The organism is Bradyrhizobium liaoningense, assembly GCF_018130825.1.
Taxonomy (GTDB): Bacteria; Pseudomonadota; Alphaproteobacteria; order Rhizobiales; family Xanthobacteraceae; genus Bradyrhizobium; species Bradyrhizobium liaoningense_B.
On record NZ_JAFCJS010000001.1, the window covers coordinates 489,226 to 504,797 of the forward strand.

At 63.9% G+C, this 15,572-nt stretch carries 13 protein-coding genes; 5 read left to right on the forward strand and 8 right to left on the reverse strand.

Annotated elements, in window-relative coordinates; genetic code table 11:
• Window positions 1–28: 28 nt before the first annotated feature.
• The 3 genes from JQ603_RS02375 to JQ603_RS02385 all read left to right on the forward strand — a co-directional run bounded on the left by JQ603_RS02375 (window position 29) and on the right by JQ603_RS02385 (window position 3,097).
• Window positions 29–514 (forward strand): hypothetical protein, encoded by a 486-nt coding sequence (locus JQ603_RS02375; RefSeq protein ID WP_245003353.1) that lies wholly within the window; start codon window positions 29–31, stop codon window positions 512–514.
• 105 nt (window positions 515–619) lie between these two features.
• Window positions 620–2,227 (forward strand): acyl-CoA synthetase, encoded by a 1,608-nt coding sequence (locus JQ603_RS02380; protein WP_212336158.1) that lies wholly within the window; start codon window positions 620–622, stop codon window positions 2,225–2,227.
• A gap of 9 nt (window positions 2,228–2,236) precedes the next feature.
• Window positions 2,237–3,097 (forward strand): PCC domain-containing protein, encoded by an 861-nt coding sequence (locus tag JQ603_RS02385; RefSeq protein ID WP_212336160.1) that lies wholly within the window; start codon window positions 2,237–2,239, stop codon window positions 3,095–3,097.
• 16 nt (window positions 3,098–3,113) lie between these two features.
• Here JQ603_RS02385 and JQ603_RS02390 read toward each other — a convergent pair whose 3' ends face one another.
• Complete coding sequence (locus JQ603_RS02390; RefSeq protein ID WP_212336162.1) at window positions 3,114–5,177, reverse strand: DUF1217 domain-containing protein; 2,064 nt, start codon at window positions 5,175–5,177, stop codon at window positions 3,114–3,116.
• Between the two features lie 1,008 nt (window positions 5,178–6,185).
• Between JQ603_RS02390 and JQ603_RS02395 the strand changes: the two genes are divergently transcribed.
• Together JQ603_RS02395 and JQ603_RS02400 are read left to right on the forward strand one after the other, a co-directional pair.
• A complete protein-coding gene (locus JQ603_RS02395) occupies window positions 6,186–6,752 on the forward strand; it encodes an SRPBCC family protein (protein WP_212336164.1) in 567 nt (188 codons plus the stop codon).
• A gap of 2 nt (window positions 6,753–6,754) precedes the next feature.
• On the forward strand, window positions 6,755–7,702 hold the full coding sequence (locus tag JQ603_RS02400; protein ID WP_212336166.1) for a cytochrome D1 domain-containing protein: 948 nt from the start codon (window positions 6,755–6,757) through the stop codon (window positions 7,700–7,702).
• A 99-nt stretch (window positions 7,703–7,801) separates the two neighbouring features.
• Here the strand turns inward: JQ603_RS02400 and JQ603_RS02405 are convergent, their stop codons facing one another.
• The 7 genes from JQ603_RS02405 to JQ603_RS02435 form a co-directional block, all read right to left on the reverse strand.
• Entirely contained in the window at window positions 7,802–8,722 is a 921-nt protein-coding gene (locus JQ603_RS02405; protein WP_212336168.1) for a nucleoside hydrolase, read from the reverse strand.
• 109 nt (window positions 8,723–8,831) lie between these two features.
• Window positions 8,832–9,482: an HAD family hydrolase gene (locus JQ603_RS02410; RefSeq protein WP_212336170.1), complete on the reverse strand. Its 651-nt coding sequence runs from the start codon at window positions 9,480–9,482 to the stop codon at window positions 8,832–8,834.
• Window positions 9,483–9,562: 80 nt separating this feature from the next.
• Window positions 9,563–10,126, reverse strand: coding sequence for a DinB family protein (locus JQ603_RS02415; protein ID WP_212336171.1), 564 nt, complete (start codon window positions 10,124–10,126; stop codon window positions 9,563–9,565).
• A 48-nt stretch (window positions 10,127–10,174) separates the two neighbouring features.
• Window positions 10,175–10,561 carry a barstar family protein gene (locus JQ603_RS02420; protein ID WP_212336173.1) on the reverse strand — a complete coding sequence of 129 codons (387 nt, stop codon included), beginning with the start codon at window positions 10,559–10,561 and terminating at the stop codon, window positions 10,175–10,177.
• 7 nt (window positions 10,562–10,568) lie between these two features.
• Entirely contained in the window at window positions 10,569–13,544 is a 2,976-nt protein-coding gene (gene uvrA / locus JQ603_RS02425; protein ID WP_212336175.1) for an excinuclease ABC subunit UvrA, read from the reverse strand.
• A 270-nt stretch (window positions 13,545–13,814) separates the two neighbouring features.
• Complete coding sequence (locus JQ603_RS02430; protein WP_212336176.1) at window positions 13,815–14,567, reverse strand: outer membrane protein; 753 nt, start codon at window positions 14,565–14,567, stop codon at window positions 13,815–13,817.
• Window positions 14,568–14,801: 234 nt separating this feature from the next.
• Window positions 14,802–15,470 (reverse strand): outer membrane protein, encoded by a 669-nt coding sequence (locus JQ603_RS02435; protein WP_212336178.1) that lies wholly within the window; start codon window positions 15,468–15,470, stop codon window positions 14,802–14,804.
• Between the last annotated feature and the right edge of the window lie 102 nt (window positions 15,471–15,572).

Here is a 15,572-nt window from a genome sequence, read left to right on the forward strand (position 1 = left end):
CGCGCGACCAACGCGAATGCGATATCTGATGCTCCTGCTGACTTTCCTTGCCACGGCTGCGCGCGCCGACGACGCAAAGCCGTTCAATCCGGCCGACTATCCGCCCGGCGTGCAGAAGGCGCTGCGTTACGCCAACGAGGAATGCGAGAGCCAGGACGGAGGGGCGGTGACCTTCGCTCCGGACACGGTGCGCAAGGTCGACCTGACCGGCGATGGCCGCGACGATTACATCATCGATTTCCGTGACACCAAGTGCGGGGAGCGCGAGACCACCTATTGCGGAACCGGCGGCTGCGTCATGAACATCCTGGTCACGCTGCCTGATGGCAGCGTCCGTCCGGTGTTCGACGGCTATGTCCGCAGCTACAAGATCGTGGCGCCGCCGATGAAGCGCGGCGCCGCGCGCGTTGTCCGGTTCGATCTGCACGGGAGCTATTGCGGCGGTTTTGGCGCGCAGGCCTGCTCCAAGGAGAAGGCGATCACCGCAACCCCGTTTGCGTTCAGGCAGCCGTAGGGCAGATGTGCGGCGGGCGGCCTTGCGGGGGCGCTGGTGATGGCGATAAATGGGCTGCAATGAGCGGGCGGCTTGCGCGTCGTCCGCGCTCGAAGAGGAAGCCCGATGCAGCCTTTGCGCATGTCCCGCCGCGTCATGAATCTCGCCTATATGCTGACCCAGAATGCGCGGCGGCATGGATCGCGTCCCGGTTTCGTTTGGGGCGACAGATCCTGGACCTGGCGCGAGATCGACGCGCAGGTCTCGGCGCTGGCCGCTGCGCTCGCCGCGCGCGGTATCACGAAAGGCGACCGCATCCTCGTCCATTCCAAGAACGGCGACGAGATGTTCTTCTCGATGTTCGCCGCGTTCCGGCTCGGTGCGGTCTGGGTTCCCACCAACTTCCGCCTGATGCCCGATGAGGTCACCTACCTCGCAGAGGCCTCGGGAGCGAAGGCGTTCCTGTGCCATGTCGATTTTCCCGAGCATGCGGCGGCGGTGAAGGGCGGCGCGCTGGAATTCACCTGGAGCCTCGACGGCAAGGCCCCGTTCGGTGAGCGCTCGGTGGCCGATGCCATCGCCGCGCAGGCCGGCGCCGATGTCGCGAATGCCGAGGTCGAATATGACGATCCCTGCTGGTTCTTCTTCACCTCCGGCACGACCGGGCGATCCAAGGCGGCGGTGCTGACCCACGGCCAGATGGGATTTGTCATCACCAACCATCTCGCCGACCTCACCCCCGGCGTGACCGAAGCGGACGCCTCGCTGGTGGTGGCACCGCTGTCGCATGGCGCCGGCGTGCACCAGCTGGTGCAGACCGCGCGCGGCGTGCGCACCGTGCTGCTGCCGACGGAAAAATTCGACATCAACGAAGCGTTCCGCCTGATCGAGGCGCACCGCGTCAGCAATCTCTTCACGGTGCCGACCATCCTGAAGATGATGATCGAGCATCCCGCCGCGGGCAAATACGATCATTCCTCGCTGCGACAGGTGATCTATGCGGGCGCGCCGATGTATCGCGAGGACCAGAAGGCGGCGCTGACGAAGCTCGGCAAGGTCATCGTGCAGTATTTTGGCCTCGGCGAGGTCACCGGCAACATTACCGTGCTGCCGGCGGCGCTGCACGATCCCGAGGACGGCCCGCATGCGAAGATCGGCACCTGCGGCTTCGAGCGCACCGGCATGCAGGTCTCGATCCAGGATGACGAGGGCCGCGAACTCAAGGCGAACCAGAGCGGCGAGATCTGCGTGATCGGACCTGCGGTATTCGCCGGCTACTACGACAACCCTGAAGCCAACGCCAAGGCATTCCGCAACGGCTGGTTCCGCACCGGCGATCTCGGCCATATGGACGAGGAGGGGTTTGTCTACATCACCGGCCGCGCGTCCGACATGTACATCTCCGGCGGCTCCAACATCTATCCGCGCGAGATCGAGGAGAAGATTCTGACGCATCCCGCGGTCGGCGAAGTGGCGGTGCTCGGCGTGCCCGACGCGACCTGGGGCGAGGTCGGTGTTGCCGTCTGCGTCGCGCGGGAAGGCGCGAAGGCCGTGAGCGAGGCCGAGATGGCGGCGTTCCTCACGCCGAAGGTGCCGCGCTACAAGATGCCGAAGCGCTTCTTCTTCTGGGAGGCGCTGCCGAAATCCGGCTATGGCAAGGTGCCGAAGCGCATGGTGCGCGACGAGCTCGAGGCGCGCGGGCTGCTCGACCTCGACAAGATCAAGGCAGGCTGAGCGTCGGTGATGCGAAATATCAAGCAGCCCGGCGCGCCCGTCGCCGAACGCATTCAATGGGTGGAGGCGAGGGGACTGGCCTTCTCCTTCACGCTTCAGGCAGGCGTGCCGCTGCTGGAGGCCGCGCGCCGGGGCTTTGCCGCGGAGGGATTTGCCGGTGGCGTGCTGAATTTTTGCGGTGGCGCGCTCGGGCCGTTCGGCTATGTCATGCCGGCACTGTCGAAGACCGGCGAGAATGCCGCGTTCTACAGCGACACCTATCGGCCCCAAGGCATCACGCGCTCGAAGCTCGGCAGCATGACGCTCGGCATGCGCGACGGCGCGCCGTTCTTTCATTGCCATGGGCTCTGGACCGAGGCCGACGGCAAGGCAAGCGGTGGCCACGTGCTCCCCGACGAGACCATCGTGGCCGAGCCGTTCGAGGTCGAGGCGTTCGGCATCGACGGCGCGACGTTCACGGCCGAGCCCGACCCCGAGACCAATTTCAAGCTGTTCGGGCCCGTTGCCGCTGCGAGCACCGGCGCGCGCACGACCAGCCGCGCCTTTGCGCTCCGGCTGCGCCCCAACCAGGACTTTGCCGCCTGCCTCGAAGACTTTTGTCGCACGCACGGCATCGCGCGCGCGAAGATTCATGGCGGCGTTGGCTCGACCATCGGCGCGCGCTTCACCCATGGCGGCGTGACCGAGCCGTTTGCGACGGAGCTGGCGATAACGGCCGGGGCGATCGGGCCGGGCTCTTCGGGTACGCTCGAAGCCACGCTCGATGTTGCCCTGATCGACTACACCGGCGGCATTGCAGAGGGGCGTCTGATCCGTGGCGACAATCCCGTGCTGATGACCATGGAGCTGGTGCTCGAGGTGTTGGGCTAGGATCGGCGAGCGATCATCAATGAGTACGTAGCTTGGCGATGGCCAAGTACGTCGAGTCACTTATCCCAGAGCTCGATCCCTGGAAGAGGTTGAGCAAGGGGGATTGTCCCTGGCCGATGCTCTGGCTGTTTTTGACGTCATACATGGCGGAGAAACGGCCCAGCAGCTTTTCGACCTTCGCGGGATCGGAGAGATCCTTGATCTTCATGAATTTGTCCACGAACTTGGCCTGCTGATCGATCGGCATCGCCGCCATCGAGTCAGGCAGATTGAAGGTGGTCCTGAACACCTCCGAGAGAGCCTTGTCGGCAAGGATGTCGTATGCGGACGTGATTTCTCCCGCCTTTCGCTGGAAATAGAGCGCCAGGCGCACGCCGGGATTCGTATCCCCCTGCTGCTGCTCGAGGCTTTGCTGGAGGTAGTTCGCCTGTGTTTCCCGCAACTGGACTTGCTTCTGAGGACCAATCATCGCAAGGCGCGCGACGTCGCCCTTGCTGTCGAAATTGAACGACGCCGCGATTTCGGCAAAGCGAGGATCGCTCTCGGTGTTCGCGAAGCTCTTTGGATTGTTCAGATCGGACGCGAAGATCTTCTTGAGATAGTCGGTGCTGACCTTCTTGGGGTCCAGGCCCTTGGCGACGAGAATGAAATCGACCATCTTCCGGTTCGCAAGCAGATCGGAAACGCTGTCTATGCCTGCGATGGCTTCCTGATAAGCCGTCGCGTCTTTCTGGGCCTGTTCCCGAACTGCTTTCTGCTGGTCGGTACTTGCCTGTCTCACCGCTACAATGACGTAGTTCTTCGCAATATCGAGGACTTTGGCCGGGTCCTGAGCCACCAGGGGCGTCGTCAGATTGCCCCTTGCGTCGAAGTTGAAGGCACGCGCGAGCTCGACGTAGCGATCGTCCTTGAGCGTATAGACGTAGCTCTTGGGATCGCTGAGATCGCTTTCGAGGACGGCCTTGACGGTGTCCTGCGAGACTTCTTCGGGATCGAGGCCGACGGCGCCCAGCGCAAAATCATATACGGCTGGAGTCGAGACCAAGGCCTGCACTGACTTGATGTTGAGGATGGCGTTTCTGAACTGCCTGATTGCCAGAGCTTCGTTCAGCGGGCTTGCCGCCGCATAGACGGCGGACTTGCTGTCATCGAACCGCTTTGTCGTGAGCGTGACGTTTGCGGCAGTCTGCGCAGACACGCCCGAGGGCAGCGACCCGTCAGGCGAAAACTCGAATGCGCCGGCCAGGTCTACAAAGTTACCTATCGTCGCTATCTGGTCGCTGAGGTCGGATACGCTCTTCGTGTACGACTCCAGGTGATATCTTTCGACCAGGATCTGGACGTTCAACTGGGCCACGTCAGCGCCCGGTTGCGAGAGCTGGGCCGTGTAGTCGGCGATTTTCGTATTGGTGGCGCTGACGTCCGATTTCGCTTGCGCGAGCTGGGCGTTGAGGCCGCTCAACTGAGACGCGAAGGTGGTGTTGACGTAGCTGTTTGGATCGGATGGATCGCTGCGCAGGACCTGACTTATCGTGTCGCTCGGCCACTTGCTTTGATCGATCCCGAATGCCGAATAGACATAGTTGCGGAGACGATCGTTGTTCAGCAGCTGGTCTGCACTGCTGATGCTGCCGATCTGTGCGCTGTAGTATTTCGTATCGTCCGCAAGTGCATCGACCTGGCTCTTCTTGGTCGCCGTGTACAGACCGATCATCTCGTCGATCTGGTCCTCCGATTGCGCAACCGGCGTTGTAGTGCCCGTGAAGGAGAATGCCGCGGCAAACTCCTGGTAACGCTTGTCGACCAGCTTGTTGACGAAGCTCGTTGCGTCGGAGAGGTCGCTCTCCAGCACCTTTTTCATGAAAGCCTTGGCATACGCCATGTCTTCCAGGCCATATGCCTTCATCGCATAGTGATAGAGGCGATAGTCCTTCATGAAATCGTCAACGGTCTTCACCTTGCCGATGTTGGCCTTGTAATAGGCGGCCTCTCGCGCGACGTCGGCTTGCTGTTCAACCCGCGTCAGGGACTGCTTGAGATGGCGCGAAATGTAGTTGTAGCTGAAATACGTTGATACCATCGCGCATTCCTCGCGGCTTCGTACGGTCCCGGACTTCCGTCAATCATTGCGGGGTCGCGAGGGAGGTGGGGGCTGGCCTCATGCCGTCGGCTGTCTCACGGCTGCGTTCTCTCGGGGGCATTCTGAGACCGCAATCTCAGGTCTTAATTTTGGTCAAGTAACGCATGTCGGGTTTTGTTGCTGTTTGTTTCCATATGTTTCTCAAATGCAGCTTGCGCGAAGGTGGTGTTCCTGATGTGTTCCAATCAAAAGATGGGTTGGGAGGCGGGCATGAGCCGAACAGGCACGCGGCTTCGCATTCTCGCGGCAGATCGTGCCCGAGGTTCATGGCAATCATCGCCCCAGGAGTGCCGAGGGCGCAGGGAAGGCCGGGTGCCGGCTGGCACCCACGGTCCACTGTGCGAAAATTGCGCTACGAGAAGCTGCACAGCGGCATACAGGTGAAGCCAAACATCCGGCCTTCCCTGCGCAGTGGTTTGACGGCTTATGTCGTGCTCTCCCCGGGGAGCGATGCACTATTGCCCCCGTTGCCCTGCGGATGGCTGATACGCGCGCCCGGTTGGGCCGCAGCATCACAGCAGGACTTGGCGCACAGACCCCGGGCGCCAGGACCACACGATTTTGCCGTACGCGGGCGGCACCGGTCGTGTGCGCGAAAGCCGTTGCTCACGGCGTGAGCCGCCCTGCAAACCACCTTCGCGCCGACGCCGCCCGCGTCCACCACGTCCCCGCCCGCGTGTCGTGACGATCGCGATACGCCCCTCGGACCAGGCTGGGATGGCCGCAACATGCGATAATTCCGAATTCGCGTAAAGCGAATTATTTTCATCATGGCGCATTGACCCGGGTCTGGTGTGTTTTGCCCGTCTTGCAGCGCAAGGGATGGTGCGGACGGGCGAGCGCCTCCGCCACAGCCGTGCCGCGAACCGGTCTCGCCACGGTCCAAAAATGCGCTACCATGGTCTCAGCGCGCCTCAAGTCGCGCAGATCCAAGAGTGAGGAAACGGTATGAGGATGAGAAGCGGAACGGCGATCGCCGGGGTGGCGGCGCTGGCGGTGGTGGGGATGGCCCTGACGACGGCGTTCGAGCCGGCCTGGGCCCACGGGCCGACCCGGCAGAAGGTCCGGGAATCCATCGAGATCAACGCACCCCCGGCCAAGGTGTGGGCCGTGATTGGCAATTTCCAGGACATGAGCTGGCTGCCGCCCGTGACCAAGACCGAGGGCGAGAAGGGCAACGAGATCGGCGCGACACGGAAGCTGACGCTGACCGGCGGCGCCACCGTGGACGAGGAGCTCTACAAGTTCGACGCCGCCGCGATGACTTATTCCTACCGGATCACCAACGTCGACGTGAAGGTGCTGCCGGTCACCAACTATTCCTCGACGCTGACGGTGACGCCGAGCGCCGACGGCAAGGGCGCGACGCTGGAATGGGCCGGCGCGTTCTACCGCGGCTTTCCCAACAACGACCCGCCGCCGGAGCTGAGTGACGAGGCCGCCAAGACCGCGGTGAGCGGGCTTTACAAGGCCGGCCTCGAGGCGCTGAAGAAGAAGATCGAGAGCGGAAGCTGACCGTGCGGGTCCTGGTCCTGGCGGTGCTCGCCGCCAGCCTTGCTTGCCCGGGCTGCGCCTCCGCCGAGGAGGCGTTCGTCACCAACCAGCTCAGCGACGATCTGATGGTCGTCGACCTCGCGATCTCGCGTAGCGTTGCGACCATCCCGATCGGCGGCAAGCCGGCGGGCGTAGCCGTCAGCGCCGACGGGCGCTTCGCCTATGTCACGAGCCCGGACGCCAAGGCGGTGACGGTGGTGGATGCCGCCACGCGGCAGGTCGCTGGCCGGATCGAGGTCGGCGGCGGGCCGCTCGGCATCGCGGTCGCCCCCGACGGCAAGACGATCTATGTCGCGGACTGGTATGCGGCGGCGGTGCGGGTGATCGATGCCGCGAGCCTCAGCGTCACCGCCAGCATCGTGGTCGGTGCCTCGCCGTCGGGCCTGGCGGTGACGCCTGACGGCAAGCTGCTGCTCTCGGCCGACCGCGACGACGACAGCGTCTCCGTCGTCGACACCGCGACGCGCCAGCGCAAGGCAACCATCAAGGTCGGCACCCGCCCGTTCGGCGTCACCATCGATGCCGAGGGAAGGCGCGCCTACAGCGCCAATGTCGGCTCCGACGATGTCTCGGTCATCGATATCGCGGAAGCGCGCGAGATCGGCCGCGTGCCGGTCGGAATGCGCCCCTATGCGGTGGCGCTGACGCTGGGCCGCGGTTTCGTCACCGACCAGTATGGCGGCACGGTCAGCGTGTTCGACCTCGCAAGCCTGAAGCCGGTCAAGCGCATCAATGTCGGCGACTACCCCGAAGGCATCAATGCAACCGCCGACGGCAAGCGCATCATCGTCGCCTGCTGGGAGAGCAATACGCTGAGCATTATCGATGCGGTCGAATTGAAGGTGATCGGCGAGATCAAGACCGGCGACGGCCCGCGCGCGTTCGGGGCGTTCTTGCGCAGGACGGAGTAGGGGATGTTTTGCCGTAGCCCGCATGAGCGGAGCGACATGCGGGACTCGCTTCAGGCGCGGACGGTCCCGGATGTCGCTCCGCTCATCCGGGCTACGGACTCATTTCGATCCGGCAAACGCCTGCAGCTTCACGAAAAAGTCCTTCAGGATTGCGTTGCGGTCCACATAGGTCACGTAGCGGATCGCATGCCGTCGTCGGTCGATGCTCCAGGTCATCTGATCGGTAAGAACCGGGGCCGGGATGGTCACGCTCGGTGCCCACGCAGGATTGAGCAGCCAGCCGACCGGCGCCATGTCCCAGATCTCCTTGGCCCAGCCCATGTGGTCGGACGAATATTCCTTGAAGCGCATGGCGAGAAACGCGCCGATGCTGCCGTGCGGTTCGACGTAGCGTTCGATCTCCGGCACCGTCGCGTGAAGACGCGAGGTGACGCCCATGCACGGGACGAGGACGAGCGGAACGCCGCTGTCGAGCAGCACCTGCGCGCCGCCGACGTCCTGCTTCAGATTGAACTCGACCGTGTGGGGCCATTCCAGCGCATGGCCGCCGAGCCAGACCACGACGATCCGGTCGATGATGTCGGGCGCCCTCAGCAGCGCCGAGGCGACATTGCTGATGGCGCCGATGGCAACGACGTAGAGCGGGTTGTCCGGCGTGCCCGCGCGCGCCCGGGCGATGAGGTCGTCGACGGCGGGTGCCGTCCGCGCCGTCTTGCCGGGGCCGACATAGTCGGTGACGCCGCGATGAACCAGGCCTTCCGGCGCGACGTTCAGGCGGTCCAGCAGGCGCAGGATTTCCTGATAGCTCAGCTCCATGCCGTGGCCGGGACTGTCCGCGCGCGCATTGAAGAACGGCGCGGCGTAGATCGCCTCGACTGAGAGGCGGTCCTTCGACAGCAGCATCTGCACCAGCGCGAACTGGTCGTCGATCTCGTTATAGGTGTCGGTGTCGAGCACGACCCGCAACCGGCCGGCCGGCGGCTCCAGGAGCTTGAGGCGGCTTGCGTCCGTGAGTGTCATCGACCTTCCTCGAAAAGTTCGTAGGGTGGGGTAGCCCTGCAGATGCGCAAAGCGCATCTGCTCGGCGTAACCCACCGCTTCTGTTTCTGCGGATGCCAACAGTGGTGGATTACGCTTCGCTAATCCACCCTACGGTTCCGCGTAAAGTATCCGCGATGTCGCGCATCTGTTCGAACATGTGGTCCGGCCCCAGCGCCCGCAACGCCGCCGGCGCCGCATAGCCCCAGCTGACCGCGCCGCAGGCAACGCCTGCGGCCCGCGCCGCCTCGATATCGCGGACCTCGTCGCCGATCGCGATGACGCGGCCGGGGTCCACGCCGGCGCGGCGGACGACCAGGCGGAATTTCGCGGCCTTGCCAAACAGCGATGCCGAGCAGTCGTAATGCGCGAACAACGCCGCGGCCTCGCCGAGCTTCTCGCGCGCATTGGCTTCGCTGTCGGAGGTCACCAGCGCGAGCTGCACGCCGTTCTCGACCAGCGTCCGCAGCATCGTCTCGACGCCCGCAAACAGCGCAATCTCGCTGGCTGCCTCCGCCTTCAGCCGCCGCGCATGCCGCGCGATCGCCGGCAGCTTCCACAGCGGCACCTCGAGCCGGGCGAGGATCTCACGGCTCGAGGCATGCCGCAGCCCCTCGATGTCCTCGTCGGCGACCCGGCGAAAGCCGAAGCGATCGGCGACATCGTTGATGGTGCGCAGGAACCAGGGAAAGCTGTCGGCGAGGGTGCCGTCGAGATCGAAGATGGCGAGGGAGTAGGGCATGGATTCCGAACGTCGGGCGGGTTGGCGGAGCGTAACCCGCCATCGACCGTTGCGGAAGGGTTGACGGTCCGCCTTGGGAGCTAGGATTTCCAGACCATGTCTTCCGTCCAACCAAGCTCGGCGAACTCGGCAGATCGAAGCGGCGCTTCGCCTTCCGCAAAGAACTCGTCGAGCTGTGGCGGCGCAACGGCCGTCTCGGACAGCATGGCATGCGCCTGTCCACGATGATGGATCTGGTGCTGGAACAGATGCATGAGCAGTCGGTCCCGCCGCTCGGTCTGCGCGCGCGTATCGCGGTTGATGTTCACGGCCTCATCGAGCAGCTCAGGCGTCAGCGCATCGCAGACGGCGATCAGGCGCTTGTCCATTGCGGCTTGCGCAGGCTTTAGCGCGACAAGGGAAGGGTACGGCACCTCGTTCTTCCACGCCGCCGGCCCGAGCCACCCGCCCTCCAGCGCATCGATGTAAAAGAGGTCGATGATGTAGATGTGGTTCAGCGTACGCTGCAGGCTCGGGAAAAAGCCGGTCCGGTGGGCTTCGAACTCAGCCTGGGACAGCGCGACGCAGGCGGCGAGAAGCCGGTGATTGGCCCAGGCATTGTTGTAGGCGAAGGCGCGGTAGGTTTGGACGAGACCGGCAGGCATTTCGGTTCTCCCTTGGGATCAACGCCAATCCGCCATCGCGTTTTGATCCTACGACCTTTCGCCGGATCGAAGTAGCCACAAGACCTGGTCGCGGTATTGGGCGGGAAAAACGATCGAAAGCGGATGGTGCTCCGACGTCGACAGCTTGCTGGCCGCGCCTTTCAGTATAGCAACGTAGACCATTGCGCTCCGTACATCCTCGACAAGCGGCACGTCGACGTGCGTCACGAGTACGCGCCCGGATGGCAACCAGGATAGATCACGGATGCACTCCTCGAGCGCATCCCAATTTCCTCCAAAATAGTCCGGAAAGCTGAGCTGTGTCGCGATTGCGGTTAGAAGTGCCCTTTTGGTTGTAATGCTTTGAGGGACGTTGGCGTGTACGGCCGCGTCATGGGATGCGCCATCATCTCCAAACGCGAACCCGACCGGCATCGCCTTGTCACTCCGCCGCCTCGCTCGTGCTCCGCCGCTTCGGCTTCCGCGCCTTCTTCAGCACCGGCTCCAAAAACTTGCCCGTATAGCTCCGCGGCGCTTTGGCGATGTCTTCCGGCGGGCCCCAGGCGACGATCTCGCCGCCGCCGTCGCCGCCTTCGGGGCCGAGGTCGATGACCCAGTCGGCGGTCTTGATGACTTCGAGATTGTGCTCGATGACGACGACCGTGTTGCCTTGCGCGACCAGCTCGTGCAGCACCTCCAGCAGCTTCTTGACGTCGTGGAAGTGCAGGCCGGTGGTCGGCTCGTCCAGGATGTAGAGCGTGCGGCCGGTGGCGCGTTTTGACAATTCCTTCGCCAGTTTGACGCGTTGGGCTTCGCCGCCTGAGAGCGTGGTCGCCTGCTGGCCGACGTGAATGTAATCGAGCCCGACGCGGTGCAGGGTCTGAAAAGTCTCGCGCACGCGCGGCACCGCTTTGAAGAACTCGGCGGCTTCCTCGACGGTCATGTCGAGCACGTCGGCGATGCTCTTGCCCTTGAACAGGACCTCCAGCGTCTCGCGGTTGTAGCGCTTGCCCTTGCAGACGTCGCAGGTGACGTAGACGTCGGGCAGGAAGTGCATCTCGATCTTGATGACGCCGTCGCCCTGGCAGGCCTCGCAGCGGCCGCCCTTGACGTTGAACGAGAAGCGGCCGGGCTCGTAGCCGCGTGCCTTGGCCTCGGGGAGCCCTGCGAACCATTCGCGGATCGGCGTGAAGGCGCCGGTATAGGTCGCAGGATTGGAGCGGGGCGTGCGGCCGATCGGCGACTGGTCGATGTCGATGATCTTGTCGATGTGCTCGAGGCCCTCGATGCGGTCGTGCGGGGCGGCGCCCTCGCTGGCGCCGTTCAGCTTGCGGGCGATGGCGCGGTAGAGCGTGTCGATCAGCAGCGTCGACTTGCCGCCGCCGGAGACGCCGGTGACGCAGGTGAACAGGCCGAGCGGAATCTCCGCCGTGACGTTCTTGAGGTTATTGCCGCGCGCGTTCACCACCTTGATGGTGCGGCGATGGTTCGGCGGACGCCGCTCCGGCACCTCGACCTCGAGCTCGCCGGTGAGGTACTTGCCGGTGAGCGATTTCGGGTTGCGCATGATCTCGGCGGGCGTGCCTTCGGCGACGATGTTGCCGCCATGCATGCCGGCGCCGGGCCCGATGTCGAGCACGTAGTCGGCAAGCCGAATGGCATCCTCGTCATGCTCGACCACGACCACGGTGTTGCCAAGGTCCCGCAGCCTCTTCAGCGTGTCGAGCAGGCGGGCGTTGTCGCGCTGGTGCAGGCCGATCGAAGGCTCGTCCAGCACGTAGAGCACCCCTGTCAGCCCTGAGCCGATCTGCGAGGCCAGGCGGATGCGCTGGCTCTCGCCGCCGGACAGCGTGCCGGAGGAGCGGGAAAGGGTGAGGTAGTTGAGGCCGACGTCGAGCAGGAAGGTGAGGCGCTCGCGGATCTCCTTGAGGATGCGGCCGGCGATCTCGTTCTGCTGCTTGTTCAGCGCCTCCGGCACGGTCTCGAACCACTCGCCGGCCTTCTTGACCGACAGCTCCGAGATCTCGCCGATATGCTTGTCGCCGACCTTGACGCAGAGCGCCTCGGGCTTCAGGCGAAAGCCCTTGCAGCCCTCGCAGGGCACGTCGTGGAAATACTTTGCCAGCTCCTCACGCGCCCACTCGCTCTCGGTCTCGCGGTAGCGGCGGTTGATGTTGGTGATGACGCCCTCGAACGGCTTCTTGGTGTCGTAGGAGCGCACGCCGTCCTGGTAGGAGAACTTGATCTCGTCCTCGCCGGAGCCGTAGAGGATCGCGTCCTTGGTCTTCTTGGCGAGATCCTTCCACTTGGTGTCGAGCGTGAACTTGTAGTGCTTGCCCAGCGCGGTCAGCGTCTGCTCGTAATAGGGCGAGGACGACTTGGCCCAGGGCGCGATCGCGCCCTTGCGCAAGGACAGCTCCTTGTCGGGAATGACGAGGTCCTCGTCGACATGCTGCTCGACGCCGAGGCCGCCGCAGGCCGGGCAGGCGCCATAGGGATTGTTGAACGAGAACAGGCGCGGCTCGATCTCGGGAATGGTGAAGCCGGAAACCGGGCAGGCGAACTTTTCCGAGAACAGGATGCGCTCGGGCCCGCTCTTGTCGTGGATTTTTGCCGTCTTCTTTTTCTCTTCCGCAGGCGCGGCTGCCGGCGCGTCGGCGAACTCGACGACGGCGAGGCCCTCGGCAAGCTTCAGCGCGGTCTCGAAGCTCTCGGCGAGGCGCTGGCCGATGTCGGCGCGCACCACGATGCGGTCGACGACGACGTCGATGTCGTGCGGGAATTTCTTGTCGAGCGTCGGGGCTTCCGCCAGTTCATAGAAGGTGCCGTCGATCTTGACGCGCTGGAAGCCCTTCTTGAGCCATTCGGCGAGCTCTTTCCGGTACTCGCCTTTACGGCCGCGCACGACGGGCGCGAGCAGATAGAGGCGCGTGCCCTCGGGCAGTGCCAGCACGCGGTCGACCATCTGCGAGACGGTCTGGCTCTCGATCGGCAGGCCGGTGGCCGGCGAATAGGGCACGCCGACGCGCGCCCAGAGCAGGCGCATGTAGTCGTAGATCTCGGTGACGGTGCCGACGGTGGAGCGCGGGTTCTTCGAGGTTGTCTTCTGCTCGATCGAGATCGCCGGCGAGAGGCCGTCGATCTGATCGACATCGGGCTTCTGCATCATCTCCAGGAACTGGCGGGCATAGGCCGACAGCGACTCGACGTAGCGGCGCTGGCCTTCGGCATAGATGGTGTCGAAGGCGAGCGAGGATTTGCCGGAGCCGGAGAGGCCGGTGAACACCACCAGCTTGTCGCGGGGAATCTCGACGTCGATGTTCTTGAGGTTGTGCTCGCGCGCGCCGCGGATCGTAATTGCGCGCAGGCTGGAGCCCGCGTTCTGTTGTTGGCGCTTCGCCTTGATCACTTCATCCATCCGAGTTGCCCTCAAGGAGCCCAAAGGTGCGCGATCGCGCCAACAAAAAAGGCGCGCTTCGCCCGGAACCGGGATCGGCGCCGATGGGTGTGGCAGCGAACGTAGGAAGAACGGAGACGGATTTCCAGAGGGAGTTGCGAATCGTCAACGGAATGTTGGCGAACTGGCGGCATCTGGCAGTAGAACGGTGGGCGGAACTGCTCTGAAGCGTGCGGCCAAACAAAAAGGCCGGCGCGAGGCCGGCCTTTCGTAACGCGGATGGAGCGGGGCTCAGTACCTCGCAACCACCGGACCGCCGAAGGTATAGTTCAAGCGAACCGTGGCCATATCCACGTCCTGCTTGATGCTGTCGCTGCGGGTGTTCACGCCGAGGAAGGTGAAGGTATCGGTGTGCTTGCCCATGAACAGGTGGTTGTATTCGACGCCGACCGACCAGTTCGGAGCGAAGCCGAACTCGATGCCGGTGCCGACGGTGCCGCCCCAGCGGGTCTCGTTGGCAGTGTCGAGCGTGACGCCGGCGAAAGTGCCGCTGAACTTGTTGTGGGTGACGGCCGCGCCGCCCTTTACGTACCAGAGCACGTTGTTCCAAGCGTAGCCCACCTGACCGGTGAAGAGGCCGATGGCGTCGATCTTGGTGTTGTTCACCAGCGGGAAGAAAGCGGCGGGCGAGCTGGTGTTCGAGCCCTTCAGGTCAGCCCAATCGCCCTGGGCTTCGAGGCCGAACACCCAGCTGGCGGACTGCCAGCGATAGCCGATCTGGCCGCCGACAATTGCGCCGGTCGCATTGTGGCAACCTTCCGCCGTGACGGGCACAGCCACGCCGACCACAGCGGTCGTATCCCAGCAATTGTGGCTCGAGCCACCACCGGCGTTGGCGCCGATGTAGAATCCGCTCCAGTTGTAAATCGAGGCCACCGCGACCGGCGCCTTGGTGTAGGGGCGGGCCGCAAGATCGGCCGCCGAGGCCGGTGTCAACGCGCTGAGTACGAACAGACTGGCCGAAGCCAGCAAAATCTTCTTCATCTGATTCCCCAGTTTCCGTTTCTCTTTGTTGCCTTCCGCAAGGAAGAGCAGCGGAGCCTATGACCCAACTGACGTCACAACTTTACACTATGGAAGCCTAAGGTTGTGTCACCGGAGAGCCACATCTCTTCGAAAACATGAGTGGCGGCTGAGGTATATTGCTACGCGTGAAGACAACAAAAAGGCCGGCGCGAGGCCGGCCTTTCGTAACGCGGGTAGCGTCGGAGACGAAGCTTAGTACTTCGCGACGATCGGGCCGCCGAAGTGATAGTTCACGCCGACCTGCACGGTGTGGAAGTTGAGCGAGCCGGAAGCCACCGGAACGCCGATGTTTCCGAAATAGGTTTCGCTGCCGAGGCTGCGATAGAGGTACTCGCCCTTGACCGACCACTGCGGAGCGAAGAACGCCTCGACGCCCGCACCGACGGTCCAGCCCGAGTGGAACTTGCTGTCGGAGATGGTCACGCCGAGCGCGCTGGCGCTGAGCTTGTTGTCGATCCAGGCGTAGCCGCCCGTGCCGTAGAACAGAACGTTGTTGACGGCCCAGCCGATGCGGCCACGCACGGTGCCGAGTGCATCGGTCTTGGAGGTTGCGGTGATGCCGAGCGCGGTCGCCGAGGCGCTGACGTCAGCCCAGGCGGCATCCGCCTCGAGGCCGAACACAACGTTGCCGGTCTGCCAGTTGTAGCCGGCGGTGCCGCCGACGAAGCCACCCTTCATCTTCGGATCGGAGTCGGCCTGCCAAGCGCCGCCGCCGACGATACCGAGGTAGAAGCCGGTCCAGTTGTAGACCGAAGCCACAGCGACCGGAGCCTTGGTGTACGGGCGGGCCGCGAGATCAGCCGCCGTCGCAGGGGCAGCCAGAGCGAACAAACAGGCCGAAGCCAACAAAACCTTCTTCATTTTTAACCTAATCCCAGTCCCAGTTTCTGTTGTTGCCTTCCGTGAACGGAAGGGCATCGGACGCCGTGGTCCAACTGGCGTCGTGCTTACACCAACGAAGCC

What these genes read in the sequence shown, in the direction of transcription:
- JQ603_RS02395 (WP_212336164.1), top strand. Translation starts at nt 6,186, where the DNA reads ATGAGGATGAGAAGCGGAACGGCGATCGCCGGGGTGGCGGCGCTGGCG.
- JQ603_RS02380 (WP_212336158.1), top strand. Translation starts at nt 620, where the DNA reads ATGCAGCCTTTGCGCATGTCCCGCCGCGTCATGAATCTCGCCTATATG.
- JQ603_RS02420 (WP_212336173.1), bottom strand. Translation starts at nt 10,561, where the DNA reads ATGCCGGTCGGGTTCGCGTTTGGAGATGATGGCGCATCCCATGACGCG.
- JQ603_RS02410 (WP_212336170.1), bottom strand. Translation starts at nt 9,482, where the DNA reads ATGCCCTACTCCCTCGCCATCTTCGATCTCGACGGCACCCTCGCCGAC.
- JQ603_RS02375 (WP_245003353.1), top strand. Translation starts at nt 29, where the DNA reads ATGCTCCTGCTGACTTTCCTTGCCACGGCTGCGCGCGCCGACGACGCA.
- JQ603_RS02435 (WP_212336178.1), bottom strand. Translation starts at nt 15,470, where the DNA reads ATGAAGAAGGTTTTGTTGGCTTCGGCCTGTTTGTTCGCTCTGGCTGCC.
- uvrA (WP_212336175.1), bottom strand. Translation starts at nt 13,544, where the DNA reads ATGGATGAAGTGATCAAGGCGAAGCGCCAACAACAGAACGCGGGCTCC.
- JQ603_RS02390 (WP_212336162.1), bottom strand. Translation starts at nt 5,177, where the DNA reads ATGGTATCAACGTATTTCAGCTACAACTACATTTCGCGCCATCTCAAG.
- JQ603_RS02385 (WP_212336160.1), top strand. Translation starts at nt 2,237, where the DNA reads ATGCGAAATATCAAGCAGCCCGGCGCGCCCGTCGCCGAACGCATTCAA.
- JQ603_RS02430 (WP_212336176.1), bottom strand. Translation starts at nt 14,567, where the DNA reads ATGAAGAAGATTTTGCTGGCTTCGGCCAGTCTGTTCGTACTCAGCGCG.
- JQ603_RS02405 (WP_212336168.1), bottom strand. Translation starts at nt 8,722, where the DNA reads ATGACACTCACGGACGCAAGCCGCCTCAAGCTCCTGGAGCCGCCGGCC.
- JQ603_RS02415 (WP_212336171.1), bottom strand. Translation starts at nt 10,126, where the DNA reads ATGCCTGCCGGTCTCGTCCAAACCTACCGCGCCTTCGCCTACAACAAT.